The organism is Rhodococcus sp. UNC363MFTsu5.1 (assembly GCF_000686785.1).
GTDB lineage: Bacteria > Actinomycetota > Actinomycetes > Mycobacteriales > Mycobacteriaceae > Rhodococcus_G > Rhodococcus_G maanshanensis.
In genome coordinates, this window is sequence record NZ_JMLO01000033.1 from 14,771 (window position 1) to 33,074 (window position 18,304).

Annotated in this window: 17 protein-coding genes; 10 read left to right on the plus strand and 7 right to left on the minus strand. The window is 68.9% G+C overall.

The window, feature by feature from the left end; translation table 11 throughout:
* Positions 1 to 31 precede the first annotated feature (31 nt).
* The 6 genes from BR31_RS0121840 to BR31_RS0121865 all read left to right on the plus strand — a co-directional run bounded on the left by BR31_RS0121840 (position 32) and on the right by BR31_RS0121865 (position 6,301).
* Entirely contained in the window at positions 32 to 1,585 is a 1,554-nt protein-coding gene (locus BR31_RS0121840; protein ID WP_027502842.1) for a FadD3 family acyl-CoA ligase, read from the plus strand.
* On the plus strand, positions 1,582 to 2,436 hold the full coding sequence (locus BR31_RS0121845; RefSeq protein WP_027502843.1) for an enoyl-CoA hydratase: 855 nt from the start codon (positions 1,582 to 1,584) through the stop codon (positions 2,434 to 2,436). The genes BR31_RS0121840 and BR31_RS0121845 overlap by 4 nt, the downstream gene beginning before the upstream one ends.
* Positions 2,436 to 3,599: an acyl-CoA dehydrogenase family protein gene (locus tag BR31_RS0121850; RefSeq protein WP_027502844.1), complete on the plus strand. Its 1,164-nt coding sequence runs from the start codon at positions 2,436 to 2,438 to the stop codon at positions 3,597 to 3,599. The genes BR31_RS0121845 and BR31_RS0121850 overlap by 1 nt, the downstream gene beginning before the upstream one ends.
* Positions 3,596 to 4,552, plus strand: a complete 957-nt coding sequence (locus BR31_RS0121855) for an acyl-CoA dehydrogenase family protein (RefSeq protein ID WP_027502845.1) — start codon at positions 3,596 to 3,598, stop codon at positions 4,550 to 4,552. The genes BR31_RS0121850 and BR31_RS0121855 overlap by 4 nt, the downstream gene beginning before the upstream one ends.
* Positions 4,549 to 5,679, plus strand: a complete 1,131-nt coding sequence (locus tag BR31_RS0121860) for an acyl-CoA dehydrogenase family protein (protein ID WP_027502846.1) — start codon at positions 4,549 to 4,551, stop codon at positions 5,677 to 5,679. The genes BR31_RS0121855 and BR31_RS0121860 overlap by 4 nt, the downstream gene beginning before the upstream one ends.
* Before the next feature lie 115 nt (positions 5,680 to 5,794).
* The gene (locus BR31_RS0121865; RefSeq protein ID WP_027502847.1) at positions 5,795 to 6,301 is read left to right on the plus strand and encodes a nuclear transport factor 2 family protein; all 507 of its coding nucleotides are present in this window, start codon (positions 5,795 to 5,797) and stop codon (positions 6,299 to 6,301) included.
* 19 nt (positions 6,302 to 6,320) lie between these two features.
* Here the strand turns inward: BR31_RS0121865 and BR31_RS0121870 are convergent, their stop codons facing one another.
* Positions 6,321 to 7,493, minus strand: a complete 1,173-nt coding sequence (locus BR31_RS0121870) for a cytochrome P450 (protein WP_027502848.1) — start codon at positions 7,491 to 7,493, stop codon at positions 6,321 to 6,323.
* 135 nt (positions 7,494 to 7,628) lie between these two features.
* Here BR31_RS0121870 and BR31_RS0121875 point away from each other — a divergent pair, with 135 nt between their 5' ends.
* Together BR31_RS0121875 and BR31_RS0121880 are read left to right on the plus strand one after the other, a co-directional pair.
* A complete protein-coding gene (locus BR31_RS0121875; protein WP_037177727.1) occupies positions 7,629 to 8,474 on the plus strand; it encodes an SDR family oxidoreductase in 846 nt (281 codons plus the stop codon).
* A 47-nt stretch (positions 8,475 to 8,521) separates the two neighbouring features.
* A complete protein-coding gene (locus tag BR31_RS0121880; RefSeq protein WP_037177758.1) occupies positions 8,522 to 9,217 on the plus strand; it encodes an acetoacetate decarboxylase family protein in 696 nt (231 codons plus the stop codon).
* A gap of 32 nt (positions 9,218 to 9,249) precedes the next feature.
* On the opposite strand, the gene BR31_RS0121885 is transcribed toward BR31_RS0121880, so the two are convergent.
* Entirely contained in the window at positions 9,250 to 10,467 is a 1,218-nt protein-coding gene (locus BR31_RS0121885) for an MFS transporter (RefSeq protein ID WP_037177730.1), read from the minus strand.
* A 157-nt stretch (positions 10,468 to 10,624) separates the two neighbouring features.
* Between BR31_RS0121885 and BR31_RS0121890 the strand changes: the two genes are divergently transcribed.
* Together BR31_RS0121890 and BR31_RS0121895 are read left to right on the plus strand one after the other, a co-directional pair.
* Positions 10,625 to 11,131 carry a MarR family winged helix-turn-helix transcriptional regulator gene (locus tag BR31_RS0121890; protein ID WP_027502852.1) on the plus strand — a complete coding sequence of 169 codons (507 nt, stop codon included), beginning with the start codon at positions 10,625 to 10,627 and terminating at the stop codon, positions 11,129 to 11,131.
* Positions 11,132 to 11,282: 151 nt separating this feature from the next.
* Positions 11,283 to 13,340, plus strand: a complete 2,058-nt coding sequence (locus BR31_RS0121895) for a neutral/alkaline ceramidase (protein WP_037177733.1) — start codon at positions 11,283 to 11,285, stop codon at positions 13,338 to 13,340.
* 70 nt (positions 13,341 to 13,410) lie between these two features.
* Here the strand turns inward: BR31_RS0121895 and BR31_RS0121900 are convergent, their stop codons facing one another.
* The 5 genes from BR31_RS0121900 to hsaA form a co-directional block, all read right to left on the minus strand.
* The gene (locus tag BR31_RS0121900; protein ID WP_197023686.1) at positions 13,411 to 14,382 is read right to left on the minus strand and encodes a hypothetical protein; all 972 of its coding nucleotides are present in this window, start codon (positions 14,380 to 14,382) and stop codon (positions 13,411 to 13,413) included.
* 179 nt (positions 14,383 to 14,561) lie between these two features.
* Positions 14,562 to 15,143 (minus strand): 3-hydroxy-9,10-secoandrosta-1,3,5(10)-triene-9,17-dione monooxygenase reductase subunit, encoded by a 582-nt coding sequence (hsaB, locus tag BR31_RS0121905; protein WP_027502855.1) that lies wholly within the window; start codon positions 15,141 to 15,143, stop codon positions 14,562 to 14,564.
* Positions 15,143 to 16,042 carry an iron-dependent extradiol dioxygenase HsaC gene (gene hsaC, locus BR31_RS0121910; RefSeq protein ID WP_027502856.1) on the minus strand — a complete coding sequence of 300 codons (900 nt, stop codon included), beginning with the start codon at positions 16,040 to 16,042 and terminating at the stop codon, positions 15,143 to 15,145. Before hsaC ends, hsaB begins: the two co-directional genes overlap by 1 nt.
* The gene (gene hsaD / locus BR31_RS0121915; RefSeq protein ID WP_027502857.1) at positions 16,042 to 16,923 is read right to left on the minus strand and encodes a 4,5:9,10-diseco-3-hydroxy-5,9,17-trioxoandrosta-1(10),2-diene-4-oate hydrolase; all 882 of its coding nucleotides are present in this window, start codon (positions 16,921 to 16,923) and stop codon (positions 16,042 to 16,044) included. Before hsaD ends, hsaC begins: the two co-directional genes overlap by 1 nt.
* An 8-nt stretch (positions 16,924 to 16,931) precedes the next feature.
* On the minus strand, positions 16,932 to 18,107 hold the full coding sequence (gene hsaA, locus BR31_RS0121920) for a 3-hydroxy-9,10-secoandrosta-1,3,5(10)-triene-9,17-dione monooxygenase oxygenase subunit (protein WP_027502858.1): 1,176 nt from the start codon (positions 18,105 to 18,107) through the stop codon (positions 16,932 to 16,934).
* Between the last annotated feature and the right edge of the window lie 197 nt (positions 18,108 to 18,304).

The window sequence follows — 18,304 nt, forward strand, 5'->3', positions numbered from 1 at the left end:
CTACCAAGCACTTGCTTTGTAGAGGAGTCCAGTGACCAGTGATGTGAATACCACCCCCGCGGCCCTCGCGAGGGCGGCTCGCGAGTTCGGTGACGCCGAGGCCATCGCCGACGGTGACACCCATCTCAGCTACTCCGACCTCCTCGACCGCGTGCGCACGGTGGCGCGGGCGTTGATCGCGCGCGGGATCGAGCCCGGCGACCGCATCGCGCTCTGGGCCCCGAACACCTACCACTGGGTCATCGCCGCCCTCGCCACGCACTACGCAGGCGCCGTGCTGGTCCCGATCAACACCCGCTACACCGGCTCCGAGGCGCTGGACCTGGTGGTCCGGACGAAGGCGAGGGCCCTGTTCGTCGTCGGCCCGTTCCTCAAGGCCGACCGCTGGGCCGACCTGTCCCGCGCCGCCGCGCCCGGCGACCTCGACGCGCTCGACACCGTCATCCGGATCCCCTTCGACGAGGCGGCGCCGACCGAGGGCGTCATCGAGTGGCAGCAGCTGGACGACATCGCCGCGCCGGTGCCGGTCGAACAGGCGGACGCCCGCGCCGAGGCCGTCGATCCGGACGACATCGCCGACATCCTGTTCACCTCGGGCACCACCGGCAAGAGCAAGGGCGTGCTGAGCGCGCACCGGCAGACGGTCGGCATCGCGGAGGCATGGGCAACCTGCGCCGAGGTCACCAGCGCCGACAGCGAGTTGCTCATCAACCCCTTCTTCCACACCTTCGGCTACAAGGCCGGGATCATGGTGTGTGTCGTGCGCGGCGCCACGATCGTCCCGATGGCGGTGTTCGACGTGCCCAAGGTCGCCGCGAAGATCGCGGAGGCCAGGGTCAGCGTCCTGCCGGGCGCCCCGACCATTCACCAGTCGATCCTCGACCTGCCCACCCGCGACGAATACGACCTGTCGAGCCTGCGGATCGCCATCACCGGCGCCGCCGCGGTCCCGGTCCGCCTTGTCGAACGGATGCAGTCCGAGCTGGGCTTCGACGCCGTGCTCACCGCCTACGGGCAGACCGAGGCCGTCGTGGTCACCATGTGCCGCACCGACGACGACCCGGTCACCGTCTCGACCACCTCCGGGCGCGCCATCCCCGGCATGGAGGTCCGGATCGGCGACCACGGCGAGATCCTGGTCCGCGGCGAGAACGTCATGCTGGGATACCTCGATGACCCCGAGGCCACCGCGGCGACGATCGACAAGGACGGCTGGCTGCACACCGGCGACGTCGGCGTCATGGACGAGCGCGGCTACATCGACATCACCGACCGGCTCAAGGACATGTACATCTCGGGCGGCTTCAACGTCTATCCCGCCGAGATCGAGAACACCCTCGCCCGGATCGACGCGCTCGCCGAGTCGGCCGTCATCGGGGTGCCCGACGAGCGGATGGGCGAGGTCGGCCGCGCCTATGTCGTCGCCAAGCCCGGCCGCACCATCACGGCCGAGGAGGTGCTCGCGTTCTGCAAGGAGCACCTGGCCAACTTCAAGATCCCGCGCTCGGTCGTCGTCGTCGGATCGCTGCCCCGCAACCCGTCCGGCAAGGTCCTCAAGAACGATCTCCGGGAGGGCAGGTCATGAGCGTGCCCGACGAGGGTGACGTCGTCACCTACGAGGTGCGCGGACGGGTCGCGATCGTGACCATGAACCGCCCCGGCTACCGCAACGCCCAGAACTCGGTGATGACCTACGCCCTCGACGCCGCCTTCCTGCGGGCCGTCGAGGACCCCGAGGTGGGCGCGATCGTGTTGGCGGGCAACGGGGACCACTTCAGCGCCGGCCACGACATCGGTACCCCCGGCCGCGACCACCACGTGTCCTACGAGAACAAGGCCGTCATGTGGTGGGACCACGTGGACAAGCCCGGCGGTGACCAGCGGTACGCCCGCGAGATGGAGGTCTACCTCGGGATGTGCCGTCGGTGGCGCGAGCTGCCGAAGCCGACCATCGCGATGGTCCAGGGCGCCTGCATCGCCGGTGGGCTGATGCTGTCCTGGGTCTGCGACCTGATCGTCGCCTCCGACGACGCCTTCTTCGCCGATCCCGTTGTCCGGATGGGCATTCCCGGCGTCGAGTACTTCGCGCACCCGTGGGTGCTCGGCACTCGCGGCGCCAAGGAGATCCTGTACACCGGCGACCGCTTCTCAGCCCAGCGCGCGTACGAGTGGGGCATGGTCAGCCGGGTGGTCCCCCGCGCCGACCTCGAGACGACCGCGATGGAGATGGCGGACAAGATCGCCGCGATGCCGCAGTTCGGGCTGGCCCTGACCAAGAGGGCAGTCAACCAGTGTGAGGACCTGATGGGAATCCGCGCGGGCATGGATTCCGTGTTCGGGCTGCATCATTTCGCGCACGCACACAATGCCGAGGTCGGCTCCGGCCCCCTGGGCGGCATGGACGCCAAATCAATGAAGAAGGCTGGAGAGAAGTAGTGGATCTCGAATTCGACGACGCCACAGTCGCATTCCGCGACGAAGTGCGCGCGTTCCTCAAGGCAAACGTCCCCGCCGAGCCGCTGCCGCACATGGACACGGCGGAGGGCTTCGAGGCACATCGACAGTGGGAGCGCACCCTCGCGGACGCGCGCCTGTCGGTGGTGTCCTGGCCCGCCGAGTACGGCGGACGCGACGCCACCCTCGAGCAGTGGGTCATCTTCGAGGAGGAGTACTACCGCTCCGGTGCACCCGGACGGGTCAGCCAGAACGGCATCTTCCTGTTGGCACCCACGCTCTTCGAGCATGCCAAGCCCGAGCAGCTGGCGCGGATCATGCCGCGCATGGCCCGCGCCGACGACATCTGGGCCCAGGCCTGGTCCGAGCCCGAGTCCGGCTCCGACCTGGCCAGCCTGCGCGCCACCGCCACCAAGGTCGACGGCGGCTGGCTGCTCAACGGTCAGAAGACCTGGAGCTCCCGCGCCGCCTTCGCGGACTGGGGATTCGGCCTGTTCCGCTCCGACCCGGAGGCCCAGCGCCACAAGGGCATCACGTACTACATGTTCGACCTGCGGTCGAAGGGCGTCACAGTGCGCCCGATCGACCAGCTCGACGGCCTGCCCGGCTTCGCCGAGGTGTTCCTCGAGGACGTCTTCGTGCCCGACGACCCGGCCAACCCGGCGGAGTCCGGCGTGATCGGCGCCGTCAACGAGGGCTGGCGGGTCGCGATGAGCACCGCGAGCAACGAGCGCGGCCTGTCGCTGCGCTCCCCCGGCCGCTTCCTCGCCGCCACCGACCGGCTCCTGCAGCTGTGGAAGGCGAACGGCGACCAGTCGGACACCGCGCTGCGCGACCGGGTCGTCGACGCGTGGATCGGCTCGCGCGCCTACGAACTGAGCACGTGGGGCACCGTCACCCGGCTCGCCGACGGCGGCCAGCTCGGCGCCGAGTCCTCCATCAACAAGGTGTTCTGGTCCGAGTGGGACGTGGCCACCCACGAGACCGCGCTCGACCTGCTCGGACCCGAGTCCGAGCTCGCCGACACCGGGTGGATGGACGGCTACCTGTTCTCCCTCTCCGGCCCGATCTACGCCGGCACCAACGAGATCCAGAAGAATGTCATCGCCGAGCGGCTGCTCGGCCTACCTAAGGCGGACCGATGAGATTCGCACTCGACTCCTCGCACACCGACTTCGCGGACAGCATCGACTCGCTGCTGGCCAAGTCCGACATGCCCGCCGTGATCCGGTCCTGGAACGCAGGCGACACCGCACCCGGCCTCAAGGTGTGGCAGCGCCTGGCGGAGACCGGCGTCAACGGCCTGATCATCGACGAGGCACACGACGGCCTCGGCGCCGACGCCATCGACCTGGTCGTGGCGGTCGAGCAGCTGGGCAGGCACGCGGTGCCCGGCCCGGTCGCCGAGACCATCGCCGTCGCACCGGTGCTGCTCGCAGGCGCGGCTCCGGACCGGCTGTCCGCGCTCGCCGAGGGCGCGCTGGCCACCGTCGCGGCGCCGCCGCGGGTGCCGTTCGCGGTCGACGCGAACGCCGTCGAGCTGGCCCTGCTCGTGCAGGGCGGCTCGGTGTCCACCGCCACCGTCGGCGAGCAGCACGGCTCCGTCGACCAGGCACGGAAGCTGTTCTCCGTCACCGCCGCCGAGACCCTCGGCGACGCGGACACCGAGCGCGCCTTCGACATGGGCGCACTCGCCACCGCCGCCCAGCTGCTCGGCCTCGGCCGCACCATGCTCGAGATCAGCACCGAATACGCCAAGCAGCGCAAGCAGTTCGGCAAGGCCATCGGCAGCCAGCAGTCGATCAAGCACCACCTCGCCGGTGTCGCCATCGGCCTGGAAATGGCGCGCCCGCTGCTGCACGGCGCCGCGCTGTCGGTCCGGGACGGCTCGGCCGACGCCCGGCGCGACATCTCCGCGGCCAAGGTCGCGTGTGGCGACGCCGCGTACCGCGCATCGCGGATCGCGCTGCAGGTACACGGCGCCATCGGGTACACCCAGGAACACGACCTGTCCCTGTGGCTGACCAAGACCCGAGCCCTGCTGACCGCGTGGGGCACCCCGTCGGTGCACCGCGCCCGAGTGATGGAGGCGCTGTGAGCCAGGTGGCCGCGGTAGGCGCATTCGACGAGGAGCAGCTCGAGCTCCGCAAGACCGTGCGGGCGCTGCTCGCCAAGCACTCCGATCCCGGTGCGGTCCGCCGCGCCACGGAGACCGAGCAGGGCTACGACGCCGCGCTGTGGGAGATGCTCTGCCAGCAGGTCGGCGTCGCCGCGCTCGCGATCCCCGAGGAGTTCGGCGGCATCGGCGCGTCGGCGGTCGAAACCCATCTGGTGCTCGAGGAACTCGGCCGCACGCTCGCCCCGACGCCGATGCTCGGTTCGGTGGTGCTCGGCGCGCAGGCGATCCTGGCCAGCGGCGACACCGAGGCCTGTGAGCGGCTGCTGCCCGGGATCGCGGAGGGCACCACCATCGCGGCGCTGTGCTGGACCGGCGCCGACGGCAGCTGGGACACCGAGTCTGTCGACGTGGTGGCCACGGCGTCCGGCGACGGGCATTCGCTCACCGGCGCGAGCCACTTCGTGCTGGACGGCTCCTACGCGGACGTGCTCGTCGTCGCCGCCGCGATCGACGGCGCCGTGGCACTGTTCGAGGTCGATCCCGCGCAGGAGTCGGTCAGCCGCCGCAGGCTGCCGACGATGGACCCGACCCGGACCCTGTCCGTCGTGGAGTTCGACGGCGCCACGGCGCGTCTGCTCACCGTCGACGGCTCGGCGACCCTGGAGCGGGTGCGCGAGATCGCCTGCGTCGCACTGTCCGCGGAGCAGATCGGTGCTGCCGCGCAGTCGCTGGACCTCACCGTCGAGTACAGCAAGTCCCGCGTGCAGTTCGGCCGTCCGATCGGCAGCTTCCAGGCGCTCAAGCACCGGATGGCGGACCTGTACTTCCTGGTGGAGGCGGCCCGTTCGGCCTCCTACGGCGCGGTCCGCTCGCTCGTCGACGGCGCGGCCACCGCGGCGACCGACGCCGCGGTCGCGAAGGTGTACTGCTCGGAGGCCCTGCAGTCGGTCGCGGCGGACAGCATCCAGTTGCACGGCGGCATCGCGATCACCTGGGAGCACGACGCCCAGCTGTACTTCAAGCGCGCACACGGCAGTGCCCAGCTCTTCGGCCAGCCGCGGGCGTACCTGAAGTCGCTGGAGTCGGCCGCGGGTCTGCCCGCCTGATCCCGTCCCACTGAGCACGAAGGCCGGCCCGGATTCCCGGTCCGGCCTTCTGCCTGTCCGGGCGGGATCGACCGAATCACGGACCGCGCGCGATCGACTGTGACAAGCTCCGCGAATGACCCCCCGATCGCTCGACGACCTCAGCTCACTCGAGGACCTCCGGCAGCTCAAGTACCGGTATTTCCGGGCGCTGGACCTGAAACGGTGGGACGAGTTCGCGGACACCCTCGCCGAGGGCATCGTCGCGCACTACGGCACGCACGCGCTCGCCGAACCGCTCGTCTTCCAGGGTCGTGACGCCGTCGCCGGGTTCATGCGCGACGCGCTCGGTCCGGCGATCACAACCGTGCACATCGCCAACCATCCGGAGATCTCGGTCGACGGATCGGACGCGACCGGCTCATGGAACTTCGAGGACACGGTGATCGTGCCCGACGCCAACAGACTGATCCGCGGTGCCGGCTACTACACCGACCGGTACCACCGCGACGACGACGGACGCTGGCGGATCGCGGAGACGTCGTACGAACGGATCTACGAGTCGATCATCTCGCTCGACGACGTCCCGAGCTTCACGTTCCTCTCACACATGTGGGCCACTCCCCCGGCGGCGGGTTCCTGACCCGGGGTTCGCTCACCGATTACCAGCGGACCGGCATCTTCTCGAGGCCGGTCACGAAGTTCGCGGGCCTGCGCGGTAGCGGCCGGTCGGTCGCCAGTTCCATGGCCGGGATCCGCTCGAGCAGCCGCTCGAACATCAGCCTGCCCTCGAGTCGGGCCAGTTGGTTGCCAAGGCAGAAGTGCGACCCGAAACCGAAGGCCACGTGCGGATTCGGATTCCGGGAGATGTCGAACCGTGCCGGATTCTCGAACAGCGACTCGTCGAAGTTCGCGGACTCGAACAGCAGCAGCATCTTCTCGCCCGCGCGCAGCTGGGTGCCGTGGAACTCGACATCGCGGGTCACGGTGCGGCACATGTTCTTCACCGGCGAGGCCCACCGCACCATCTCCTCGAGCGCCAGCGGGATCTTGGCTCGGTCCGCGACCAGCTCGTCCCGCTGCTCGGGGTGGCGCATCAGCTGCTCCATGCCGCCACTGAGCACGTGCCGGGTGGTCTCGTCGCCGCCGACCAGGATCAGCAGGGTCTCGGCCACGATGTCCTCGTCCGTGAGCCGGCGGCCGTCGATCTCGGCGTGTACCAGCACGCTGGTCAGGTCCTCGGTCGGTTCGCGGCGGCGCTGCTCGATCGTGCGCATGGTGAACTCGACGAAGGACACATACGCCGCCATCATCTTCGACAGCATCTCCTCGGAGGCGTTGCTGCCCTGGGCCTCGACCAGGTCGTCGCTCCACCGCAGGAACATCTCCCGCTCCTGCGGCCGCACCCCGAGCATGTCGCCGATCACCGCCATCGGAAGCGGCGCGGCGAGATCCCGGACGAAGTCGCACTCGCCCCTGTCGATCACCGCGTCGATCAGCTCGTCGCAGATGCGCCCGATGCCGTCGATCTTGGCCTCGACCCGCTTGCGGGTGAAGCCGGCGTTGACCAGCTTGCGACGGTGCAGATGCTCCGGGTCGTCCATGTCGATCATGTGTGGCAGGGGTCCGACCTCCGGCCGGATCCCTCCGGCGTTGGAGAACAGGTCCGCGTCCCGCTCGGCGTCGATCACCGCGGCATAGCTCGCGGCGCCCGCAGTGCCGCCTCGGTCCCGGAAGACCGGTTCATTGGCCCGCATCCAGGCATAGGCCTCCCGCGGGTCGCCGAGCTCACCCGCGTAGAACCGTCCATCCACCAGTTCGATGTCGGGTCGCATGCCGTCCGCTCCCTCGCTCAGCCGCTCTTCGAACCTGCTCGCATCGGGTCCATCGAGCGTATTCCTGCGGGCGGCATTGCATATCCAATTCGCCGCGGCGGTGGTAGAACAGGTTGCACAACGGAGGGAGTCGCGGTGGACGCGAACGACACGGGGGCTGTGCGAGGCAAGTCGATCCTGGTGACGGGCGGCGGCAGCGGGATCGGACTCGGCGTCGCCTCCCTGCTGGCCGGTTCCGGCGCCCACGTGACCATCTGCGGGCGCACCGAGGAGAAGCTGGTCAACGCCGCCGCATCGGTCACGCCCGCGCACGACGGCTCGATCACCCACCACGCCGCCGACGTCACCGACGAGGACGCGGTGATCGACGCGGTCGCGGCCGCCGCCGCGGTGACCGGTCGCCTCGACGGCGTGGTCGCCTGCGCGGGCGGCAACGAGACCATCGCGCCGGTGACCCAGATCGACGTAGACGCGTGGCGCCGCACCGTGGAACTCAACATCACCGGCACGATGCTCACGCTCAAGCACGCCGCCCGCGAGCTGGTCCGCGGCGGGGGCGGATCGTTCGTCGCCATCTCCTCCATCGCGAGCAGCAACACCCACCGCTGGTTCGGCGCGTACGGCGTCTCGAAGTCAGGCGTCGACCACCTCGTCCAGCTCGGTGCGGACGAACTGGGCGCCAGCAACGTCCGGGTCAACTGCATCCGACCCGGGCTCACGCGCACCGATCTGGTCGCCCTGATCACCGAGGGCGGGCCGCTGCTCGAGGATTACAAGGCCTGCACCCCGCTGCCCCGGATCGGCGAGCCGGAGGACATCGCGGCACTGGCGCGGTTCCTGCTCGGCGACGAGTCCACCTGGATCACCGGCCAGATCATCAACGTCGACGGCGGCCAGATGCTCCGGCGGGGGCCCGATTTCAGCTCGATGCTCGAGCAGGTCTACGGCGTCGACGGCCTGCGCGGCGTGGTGACGCGGTGACCTCCCACAGCGCCACCTCCCACGAGATCCTCGGCAAGCGGGTCGAGATGCCGGTGCAGATCCGGCATGCGACGGCGTTCATGGCCATGTACTCGGTCCCGACCGCCCCGGCTCAGGCGCTGATCGATCACACCGGACTGGAGATCCTCCGGTATCGCCCCGGTCGCGGGCTGTGCGTGCTGGTGTTCGTCGACTACGTGGACGGAGACCTGGGTCCCTACAACGAATTCGGTGTCTGCTTCATGGTTCGGAACCATCGCGAGACCGGCAGGACCTCCGTGGTCTCGGACCTCAGGTCGTTGGCGACGGGCGGCGCGGGCGCGCTGATCCATCGGCTGCCCGTCGACGGTGAGTTCACGATGGCCGCCGGCCGCGGAATCTGGGGATTCCCCAAGATCCTTGCCGACTTCGACGCCGATCACGCGAGCCCGGCCAAGCGCGCCTCGGTCAGTCAGGACGGCAAGCTCATCGCCGAGCTGCGCATCGAACCGGGCATCGCGGTGCCCGGCTCGGGAGCGGGCGCAGCGGTGGAGGCCTACTCGCATCTCGACGGCGTCACCAGGCACACCCAGTGGGAGATGAACCCGTCCGGTGTCCGCTCCAGACTCGGGGGTGCGGACCTGACGCTCGGCACCCATCCGATCGCCGACGAGCTGCGCTCGCTCGGCCTCCCGCGCCGCGCCATGATCACCTCGTCGATTCCCGATCTGCGGATGACCTTCGGGGATGCGCGGATGGTGTGAAGGGCCAACCGACCGACACATCCGGACTCCGATCAGCCCAGGACGATCAGGGCCGCGATCGCCGGACCGAAGGCCCCACCCAGCTGGTAGCAGAGATTGAACAGGCCGATCGTGGTGGGGCGCTGGGACTCCGGCGCGGCCGCGGTGGCATAGACCGCCAGCGTGGCCTGACCGGCGGTGGTGGCAAAGACCGCCAGGGTTGCCGCCACCAGGAGCAGCGGCGCCCACGGGGTCAGGGCCGCGGCGAGCGGAGCGAGCACCGCGACGGCGATCAGCACGGCGAGGACCCGGGAACGACCGATCCGCACCGCCGCGGCGGCCAGCACGAGCGATAACGCGGAGCCGGTCAGCAAGGCCACGAGTTGCCCGGCACCGATCGCGGCCGTTGACCATTCGGTCCGATCCCGCAACAACTGCGGGATCGTGAACAGCAGCGTGAAGTACGACGTCGCGATTGCGCACGCGAGGAGAGTCGAGCCCACGAACACCCGACTGCGCAGCAACGCGGCAGGTACGAAGCCGTCTGGGCGCCTGCGGATATGGGCCGCGAGCACGACCCCCATCACGATCGCGGCGACCACCGCAGGGGCCGGGTAGCGGGGCACGAGGACGAGGGCGGACACCGCGGACACGAGGAGGGCGGCGCCCCGGCCATCGAACGGCGCGGTTGCGGCGGGGACTGCGTCGCGGCTGCACCGGATCACCGCCGGGACAGCAAGCAGCGCGACGAGCGAGATCGCGAGTGCCGCACGCCAGGATGCCGCCTCCGCGATCAGCGAGCCGACCAGCGGTCCCATCGCCCCGAGGATTCCGAAGCCCGCGGTGATCGCCCCCATCCGGCGTGCCGTGCCCGCGAGGGTCATCGCTACGGTCGCCAGCCCCGCGCCACCGACCGCCTGAGCCGCGCGGCCCGCCATCGCCAGCGGCAGCCAGGGCGCGACCGCGACGAGCGCGGTGCCTGCCACGATCAGGGCGCCACCCACCCCGAGCGTCAGGCGCGGTCCGCGACGGCGGAGCAGGGTGGCCATCAGCGGGGTGCCGACCGCCATCGCCCAGGCGAAGACGGTGACGAGCCAGGTCACCGTCGCCGTCGAGACCCCGAACGAATCGGCCATCTCCGGAAGGATCAGGACCGGACTGTTGGCGCTCAGGGCGATCGGACTCGCCAGCAGTGCAAGCCAGAGCGCTGAGATCTGGTGCGGCCCAGCGGTGCGGGACTCGTCGGGCAGTACGCGGGTGAGCTGTGCCATGACCGGCTCCTGGGTTCGAGGGCGGGCGCTTTCGGGTGGTCGCCACGAGACCGTGGCGATATCACTCAACCTTGATTCTCTTAACGTTGAGATAAAAACAGACAGCTCTCTTCGCGTCAAGTATCTTGATGTTGAGATAAATTCTGGAGGGAGCGACATGAGCGACGCGGTGGACGCGATCCTCGAACAGTGGGCGACCGAGCGCCCCGACCTGGTCGACGAGTTCTGGCCTGTCCAACTGCTCGCGCGAGCCCAGCGACTGACGCGCCTGGTGGACAAGTCGGCCAAGGCCACCGCCGCTCAGCACGGCCTCGAGGCGGGCGAGTTCGACGTCCTCGTCACCCTGCAGCGATCGGGCCCGCCGTACGCGCTCACGGCGGGCGCCTTCATCAAGGCCTCGATGGTGACCTCCGGCGCGATCACCAACCGCACCGACCGGATGGAGACAAAGGGACTGGTCGAACGCGTACGGGACGGCGACGACCGGCGCACCGTCAAGATCCGACTCACCGAGCGCGGACAGGAACTGGGGCGCGCGGTGATCGTCGACCACTTCGCGAACTACGCGCGACTGCTGGCCGACGTCGATCGGGAGGTCGTCGACGAGACCGCAGACGGGCTCCGGCGTGTCCTCGAGGCGCTCGGCGACACCTCGATCGAATGATCTGAATCGACCCTCGCCGCACCGAGACCGACACCAACTGACGGCCCGGGAAGACAACTCCGCGAAAGCTCTTGCCAATGGAGCCGCGGTGGTGTGAGCTGTCATCTGGACACTTGACCAACACGGTGCCCGATTCCCCGAAAGGATCCCAGTGGTCTCGATCAGTCGACGCAGCGTGCTCGCGGGAGCAGCTGCCACTCCGGCGCTCGCCGCCCTCGGCGCCGGCCGCGCCACCGCAGCGGCACCGCGCACCACCGAGCACGCGCGAACCGCGCCCAGCAAGGGCGGCTTCCGCGTCGGCGTCGGCCTGTCCGACATGACCGGGCCCGTCGCCGAGAACGGCATGATGGGCTATTCGAGTTTCGAGCAGCGCGCCGAGGGGCTCCATCAGCGCACCCGCGTGCGCGCCTACATCTTCGCCGGCGCCGACGACTCGCGGGTCGTCTTCGTCTGCGCCGACACCTGCATGATCTTCCAGGCCGTGCACGACGCGGTCATGGTTCGGCTCAGCCAGAAGTACGGCGACACCTACACCGAGCGCAACGTCATGCTCACGGCCGTGCACTCGCACGCCGCCTGCGGTGGCGCCTCGCAGGACTACGCCTACAGCCTGGCCACCCTCGGCTTCCAGCCGCTGGTCTTCAACGCCGAGGTCGACGGCCTTGTCGAGGCGATCAGCGCGGCCCACGACAACCTGGCTCCCGGCACCGTCGCACTGGGTCAGAGCGAACTCACCGACGCCAGCGTGAACCGCTCACGGGTCGCGTTCGACCGGAATCCGCAGAGCGACAAGGACTACTACCCCCTCGGCATCGACACCCACATGCGGGTGCTTCGCGTCAGCCAGGGCGACGACAACGTCGGTGCCATCGGCTGGTTCCCCACCCACGGGGCCTCGCTCACCGAGGAGAACAAGCTCATCTCCGGCGACAACAAGGGCGCCGCCGCGTACTTCTGGGAGCACGACGTCGCCGGGGTGCGCTATCTCGACGGCAAGCCCAGCTTTGTCGCCTCCTTCCCGCAGACGAACACCGGAGACATGTCGCCGAACCTCGACCTCGAGCCAGGAAAGGGCCCGACGGACGACGAGTTCGAGAACACCCGGCTGATCGGTGAGCGACAGCTGGCCGCCGCCCGCGCCGCCTTCAAGTCGGCCGAAACGATTTCCTCCGCCGTCGTGGACAGCCGAATCATGTACCTCGACATGGCGAACCAGCTCGTCGACGGTCGCTACACCAGCGACGGCAAGCCGCAGAAGACCTCGCCCGCCTGCGTCGGCGCTTCGATGGCCGCGGGCAGCACCGAGGACGGCCCCGCCATCCCCATCTTCCCGGAGGGCACCCGTAACCCGGTGATCGACGCCCTCGGCGGAATCGACACCAAGACTCCCCAGTGGCTCGCCGATGCACAGGCACCGAAGCTCGTGGTCGTACCCGTGGGGCTGCTCCCACCGGACGGGTGGGTACCGCACGTCCTCAAGATCCAGATCATCCGGATCGGCGACCTCTACGTAGTCGGCGGACCCGCGGAGTTCACCATCGTCTCGGGACTGCGGGTACGGCGGACCGTCGCCAAGGAGCTCGGCGTGCCGCTCGAGAAGGTGATCTTCCAGGGCTACGCCAACGCGTACTCGAGCTACTGCACCACGCCTGAGGAGTACGACTCCCAGCAGTACGAGGGCGGCTCGACGTTGTTCGGGCGCAACACACTTCCCGCCTACCAGCAGGGCTACGCGCAGCTCGCGATCGCCATGCGCGACGGCGCCGAGGTCCCGCGCGGACCCGCGCCCCGCGACCTGTCCGGGTTCCAACCGAGCTTCGGGCCTGACGTCCCGGCGGACGCGCCGATGCCCGGCCGCCAGTTCGGTGACGTACTGGTCCAGCCGGCCGCCACCGCGGCGGCGGGTACCGAGGTGGCCGTGGAGTTCTCCACCGGGCACCCGAAGAACAACCTGCACCGCCGCGGCACCTTCTTCGAGGTCCAGCGGCTCGACCGCGGACGGTGGGTGCGCCACGCCGACGACGGCGACTGGTCCACCAAGTACCGCTGGCGCCGCGAGGGTTCGAACGCCTCGGTCGCCCGGATCACCTGGGACGTACCCGAGGGCACCCCGTCGGGCCGCTACCGGATCCAGCACTTCGGCGATCAGAAGAGCCCCGACGGCAAGATCTCCGAGTTCACCGGCACCTCCGCGGAGTTCACCGTCTGACACGCGCTCGCCCGCCTCGAAGCCGAGGCGGGCGAGCGCGTCTGCGGGCCGGACAGCAGACCCTGCGCGGTCAGCCCGCGGGGATGACGAAGGTGTCGTTGACGAAGCGCTCCGCGCGACCGGAGAAGGCGATGCCGGTCGCGCTGTCCCCGCCGAGAATCCGGTGCACCGCGGTGCCCTCCGGAGCAATCACGGTCCCAACGCCCGCCGCGGGGCGGTCGATCGTCATGTTCGCGTTCGTGGTGACCACGTAGCGGCCCTGCGCATCCCGCGTCCACAACTTGTACACGACTCCCGGGTTCGGTACCCGCACGTCGTCGGGAAGCAGTGACGGCGTCAACTGTGCGGTGGCCGCGGTCGGCGCAAGTTCACCGCCTGCCGTCGCCGAGGCGAGTCTGCCGAGCTGATCGGGCGCGCCGAGGTCGAGGGTGATGTCTACGAGCTCGCTGCGATAGCCGAGCCTCGACTTGAATTCGGACAGCAACTCGTTCGTGTCCAACTGCGAGATCATGTAGATGTTCTCGGCGACGGTCTCACCCAGGCGCGGCGACGCGATCGGCCGCGGCGGCTCGACCGACAGCGCGGCTTCGGACAGGTGGAATCGGCCGATCTCGGTTCCGTTCACGTCCGCACCCGCGCAGGTCGAGGTCTCCACGAGCATCGTGGGCATCGCGGCGAGGGTGAATCCGGCCGGGAGCATCGCCCGCGCCCTCTCGGCCTGCCCCGGGTCGAGCGGGATCGTGACACCCAGGTTGGCACATGACCGTGCCTCCACGACCCCGACATGCGTCGCACCCGTTGCGGCCGGATCGGCAGCGGCGGGTCCGACGAGAATCAGGGGAAGGGCGAGCGCACCCATCGCGCCCCATACCAACGCCTGTCGTCGTCCACGGGACACGTGCACCGCGTTCCGCCTCTCTGCCGTGAGAACCCCTACGGCCAGGTGTCCTCGGTGGTCTCCGTCACCGAACGCCTCGCGGTCGTCCCGCCACTTCGCCTGCCGGATGGCTGTGCGCTGTCCACGATAGAACAGCAACGGCATTCACAGACCCGAGTGGTGAAGGCTCCCATCTGATTCCGGCGAACTCACCGGATTCACCGGAGCCGAACCGCGCACGAAGTCAGGTCTGAGCCGGTCGACGCTCGCGGCGCGGCCGAACCCGAAAACGACTGAAGGGCACCTCCCCTCAGAGGTGCCCTTCAGTCGTTTTCAGTTGTGCCCTACAGCCAGGTGTCCTCGGTGGTCGCGGTGAGGAACGCCTCGAGGTCGTCGCGCCAGGGCGCGGGGACCGTCTTGTCGGGCTCGATACCGGTGTACTGCCCACGGTAGAACAGCAGTGGACGCTCGGTCTTGATCTCACTCATCGAGTGCACCCGACCGAACACCACGAAGTGGTCACCACCGTCGTGCACGGTCTCCACCGTGCAGTCGATGTGTGCCAGCGACTTGTCGATGATCGGAGATCCGAGAGGCGATGCCTCCCATCCGATTCCGGCGAACTTGTCCGGTTCCCGAGAACCGAACCGGGCGCACACCGACTGCTGCTCCTCCGCGAGCACGTTGACGCAGAACTTGCCACTGCGCTCGATCGCCGCCCAGGACCGCGACGCCTTGGTCGGGCAGAACAGCACCAACGGCGGATCCAGCGACAGCGCCGCGAACGACTGGCACGCGAAGCCGACCGGCTCGCCGTCGTCGACCGTGGTGATGATCGTGACGCCGGTGCAGAACTGGCCGAGCACGGTACGGAACTGACGCGGATCGATCTCCGCGCCAGTCGTCGACTCCTGAGGCGCCGTCACTACTTCATTCCCACCGTGAAATCGTGACCCCACAGGCTCACCGCGGTGCTTTCCCGAGCAATCCAGCTTTCATCCTCGACTTCGAGCCCCTCGCAACCGAATTCGATGTCAAAGCCGCCCGGCGTCTTCATGTAGAACGAGAGCATCAGGTCGTTGACGTGCCTGCCGAGGCTGGCCGACATCTTGACCTTCTTGCGCTGCGCGCGATCCAGGCAGAGTCCGACGTCGTCGGAGTTCTCCACCTCGACCATCAGGTGCACGATGCCGGTCGGGTTCGGCAGCGGCAGGAACGCCAGGCTGTGGTGGCGCGGGTTGCAGCCGAGGAACCGGAGCCAGGCCGGATCGCCGTCTGCGGGCCGCCCGACCATCTGCGGAGGCAGTCGCATCGAGTCGCGCAGCTTGAACCCGAGCACGTCACGGTAGAACCGCAACGAGGCCTGGTCGTCGTCCGTGGTGAGCACGACGTGCCCCAGACCCTGCTCGCCGGTGACGAACTTGTGCCCGTACGGGCTCACGATCCGGCGGTGCTCGAGCGCCGCGCCGTGGAAGACCTCGAGCGTGTTGCCCGAGGTGTCCTCGAAGACGATCAGCTCCGCGACCCGACGGTCCGCGATCTGGTCGGCGGTGCCCTCCTTGAACGGCACGCCGGCCTCGGCCAGGCTGTCCCGGATCTCCTGCAGCTCGGCCGCATTGGCCGTCTCCCAACCAGAGACCATCAGGCGGTCGCGCTCACCCGGCACGATCACCAGGCGGGCCGGGAAGTCGTCCATGCGGAGGTAGAGGGCGTCGGGATTGGTGCCCTTGCCCTCGATCATGCCGAGGACCTTCAGTCCGTACTCACGCCAGGCCGCCATGTCGGTGGCCTCGATGCGCATGTACGCGAGCGAACGAATACCCATCAGTTGCCTCCGTCGAGAAGGAAATCACTTGCCAGACGGTTGAACTCGTCGAACTTCTCGAGCTGCGCCCAGTGGCCGCAGCCACCGAACACGTGCAGCTGCACGCGCGGGATCATCTTCGTCGCCACCAGGGCGCCGTCGATGGGGTTCACCCGATCCTCGCGGCCCCAGATCAGCAGCACGCGCTGGCGCAGCTTGTGCGCGTCGCGCCAGAGCATGCCCTTCTCGAAGTCGGAGCTGGCGAAGGACTTGCCCATCGCCTTCGCGGCCGCGAGCGACTCCGGGGTGCTCGCCGCGGCGAACCGCTCCTCGACCAGCTCGGGGGTGATGAGCGACTGGTCGAACACCATGATCCGAAGGAAGGCCTCGAGGTTTTCCTTCGTCGGCTGGAAGCTGAACTTGCCGAGGTTCTTGACGCCCTCGGTCGGGTCCGGCGCGAACAGGTTGACGCTCAGCCCGCCGGGGCCCATCAGCACCAGCCGGCCCGCGCGGTCCGGGAAGTCGAGCGCAAAGCGCACGGCCGCGCCGCCGCCGAGCGAGTTGCCCAGCAGGTGCACCCGCTCGGTGATCTCGAGGGTGTCGAGCAGGTCCTTGAGCGCGGACGAGCTGTGCACGAAGTACTGCGGGTGCTCGGTCGGCTTGTCCGAGAGCCCGTAGCCCGGCTGGTCCACCGCGAGCACGTGGAACTTCTGGGCCAGCACGGGGATGTTCTTGGAGAAGTTCGACCAGGAGGAAGCGCCGGGTCCGCCGCCGTGCAGCAGCACGATCGTCGGGCCGTTGCCGACGCCCGCCTCGTGGTAGTGCAGCTTGAGGTCCGGACGGACCTGGGCGAACTTCGAGGTCGACTCGTAGGTGATCTCGGCCTGTTCTGTCGTCGTCACGGTGCCCCCTAGACCATCGTGTCCGTGAGCGGCAGGCCGAACTCGGCGCCACCGAACATCACGTAGGCGCGCTCGGCGTCGTTGGCGGCGTGCACCCGTCCGGCGTGCGCGTCGCGCCAGAAGCGCTGGATCGGGGTGCCGTTCGCGAGAGCCGTCGCACCGGAGTTCTCGAAGAGCAGGTCGATCGACGCGATCGCGCGGCCAGTGGCGCGCACCTGGTCGCGGCGGGCCCGCAGGCGCAGCTCGATCGGCACCTCCTCGCCGGCCAGCAGCAGCGCGTACTCGTCGGCGACGTTGCCGGAGAGCTGGCGCCAGGCGGCATCGATGTCGCTGGAGGCCGCCGCGATCCGGACCTTGGCGAACGGGTCGTCCTTGGCCTTCTCACCGGCGTACGCGGCGCGCACCCGCTTGCCCTGGTGCTCGACGTGGGCGTCGTAGGCGCCGTAGGCCATGCCGACGATCGGGGTGGAGATGGTGGTGGGGTGGATGGTGCCCCACGGCATCTTGTAGACCGGCGCGGTGTTCTGCGCGAGGCCGGGGGCGGTGAGATCGCTCATCGCCTTGAAGCTGAGGAAGCGGTGCCGCGGCACGAACACGTCCTTGACGACGATGGTGTTGCTGCCGGTGCCACGCAGTCCGACCACGTTCCACACGTCGTCGATCTCGTAGTCCTCGCGCGGGATCAGGAAGCTGCCGAAGTCGACCGGGCGGCCGTCCTTGATCACCGGTCCGCCGACGACGACCCAGCTGGCGTGGTCACAGCCCGAGGACCAGGCCCAGGCGCCGTTGACCTTGTAGCCGCCGTCCACGACCTCGCCCGCACCCATCGGCGCGTACGACGAGGAGATCCGCACGTCGGTGTCCTGGCCCCACACGTCCTCCTGCGCCTGCTGGTCGAACAGCGCGAGGTGCCAGTTGTGGACGCCGATGATGCCGGAGACCCAACCGGTGGATCCACACGCGCTCGCGATGTTGCGGACGGCGGTGTAGAAGGTGACGGGATCGGCCTCGAAGCCACCCCACTGCGCGGGCTGGAGGAGGCGGAAGAAGCCGGCCTCCTGGAGCGCCTTGATCGAGTCGTCGGGAATGCGCCGCAGATCCTCGGTCTCCTGTGCGCGCTCGCGCAGGGTCGGCAGAAGCTCGTTCAGCTTCTCGATCACCGCGCGGCTGTCGTGCTCACCCACTGGTCACTCCCTCATGTGTCGTGCGTCTCGGTGCTTCACTTTCACCTGAGACTAGAACACGTTCCCATTCGTGTCGAGCAGAATGGGTTCCACTGGGACGAAAGTCCCTGACTGCGACTACTAGCCCGAATATCTAGCAAAACTGGCACAAGTTCTATAACGTGTTCTAGTACAAGAACGAAGGGATGTGAGGGGCA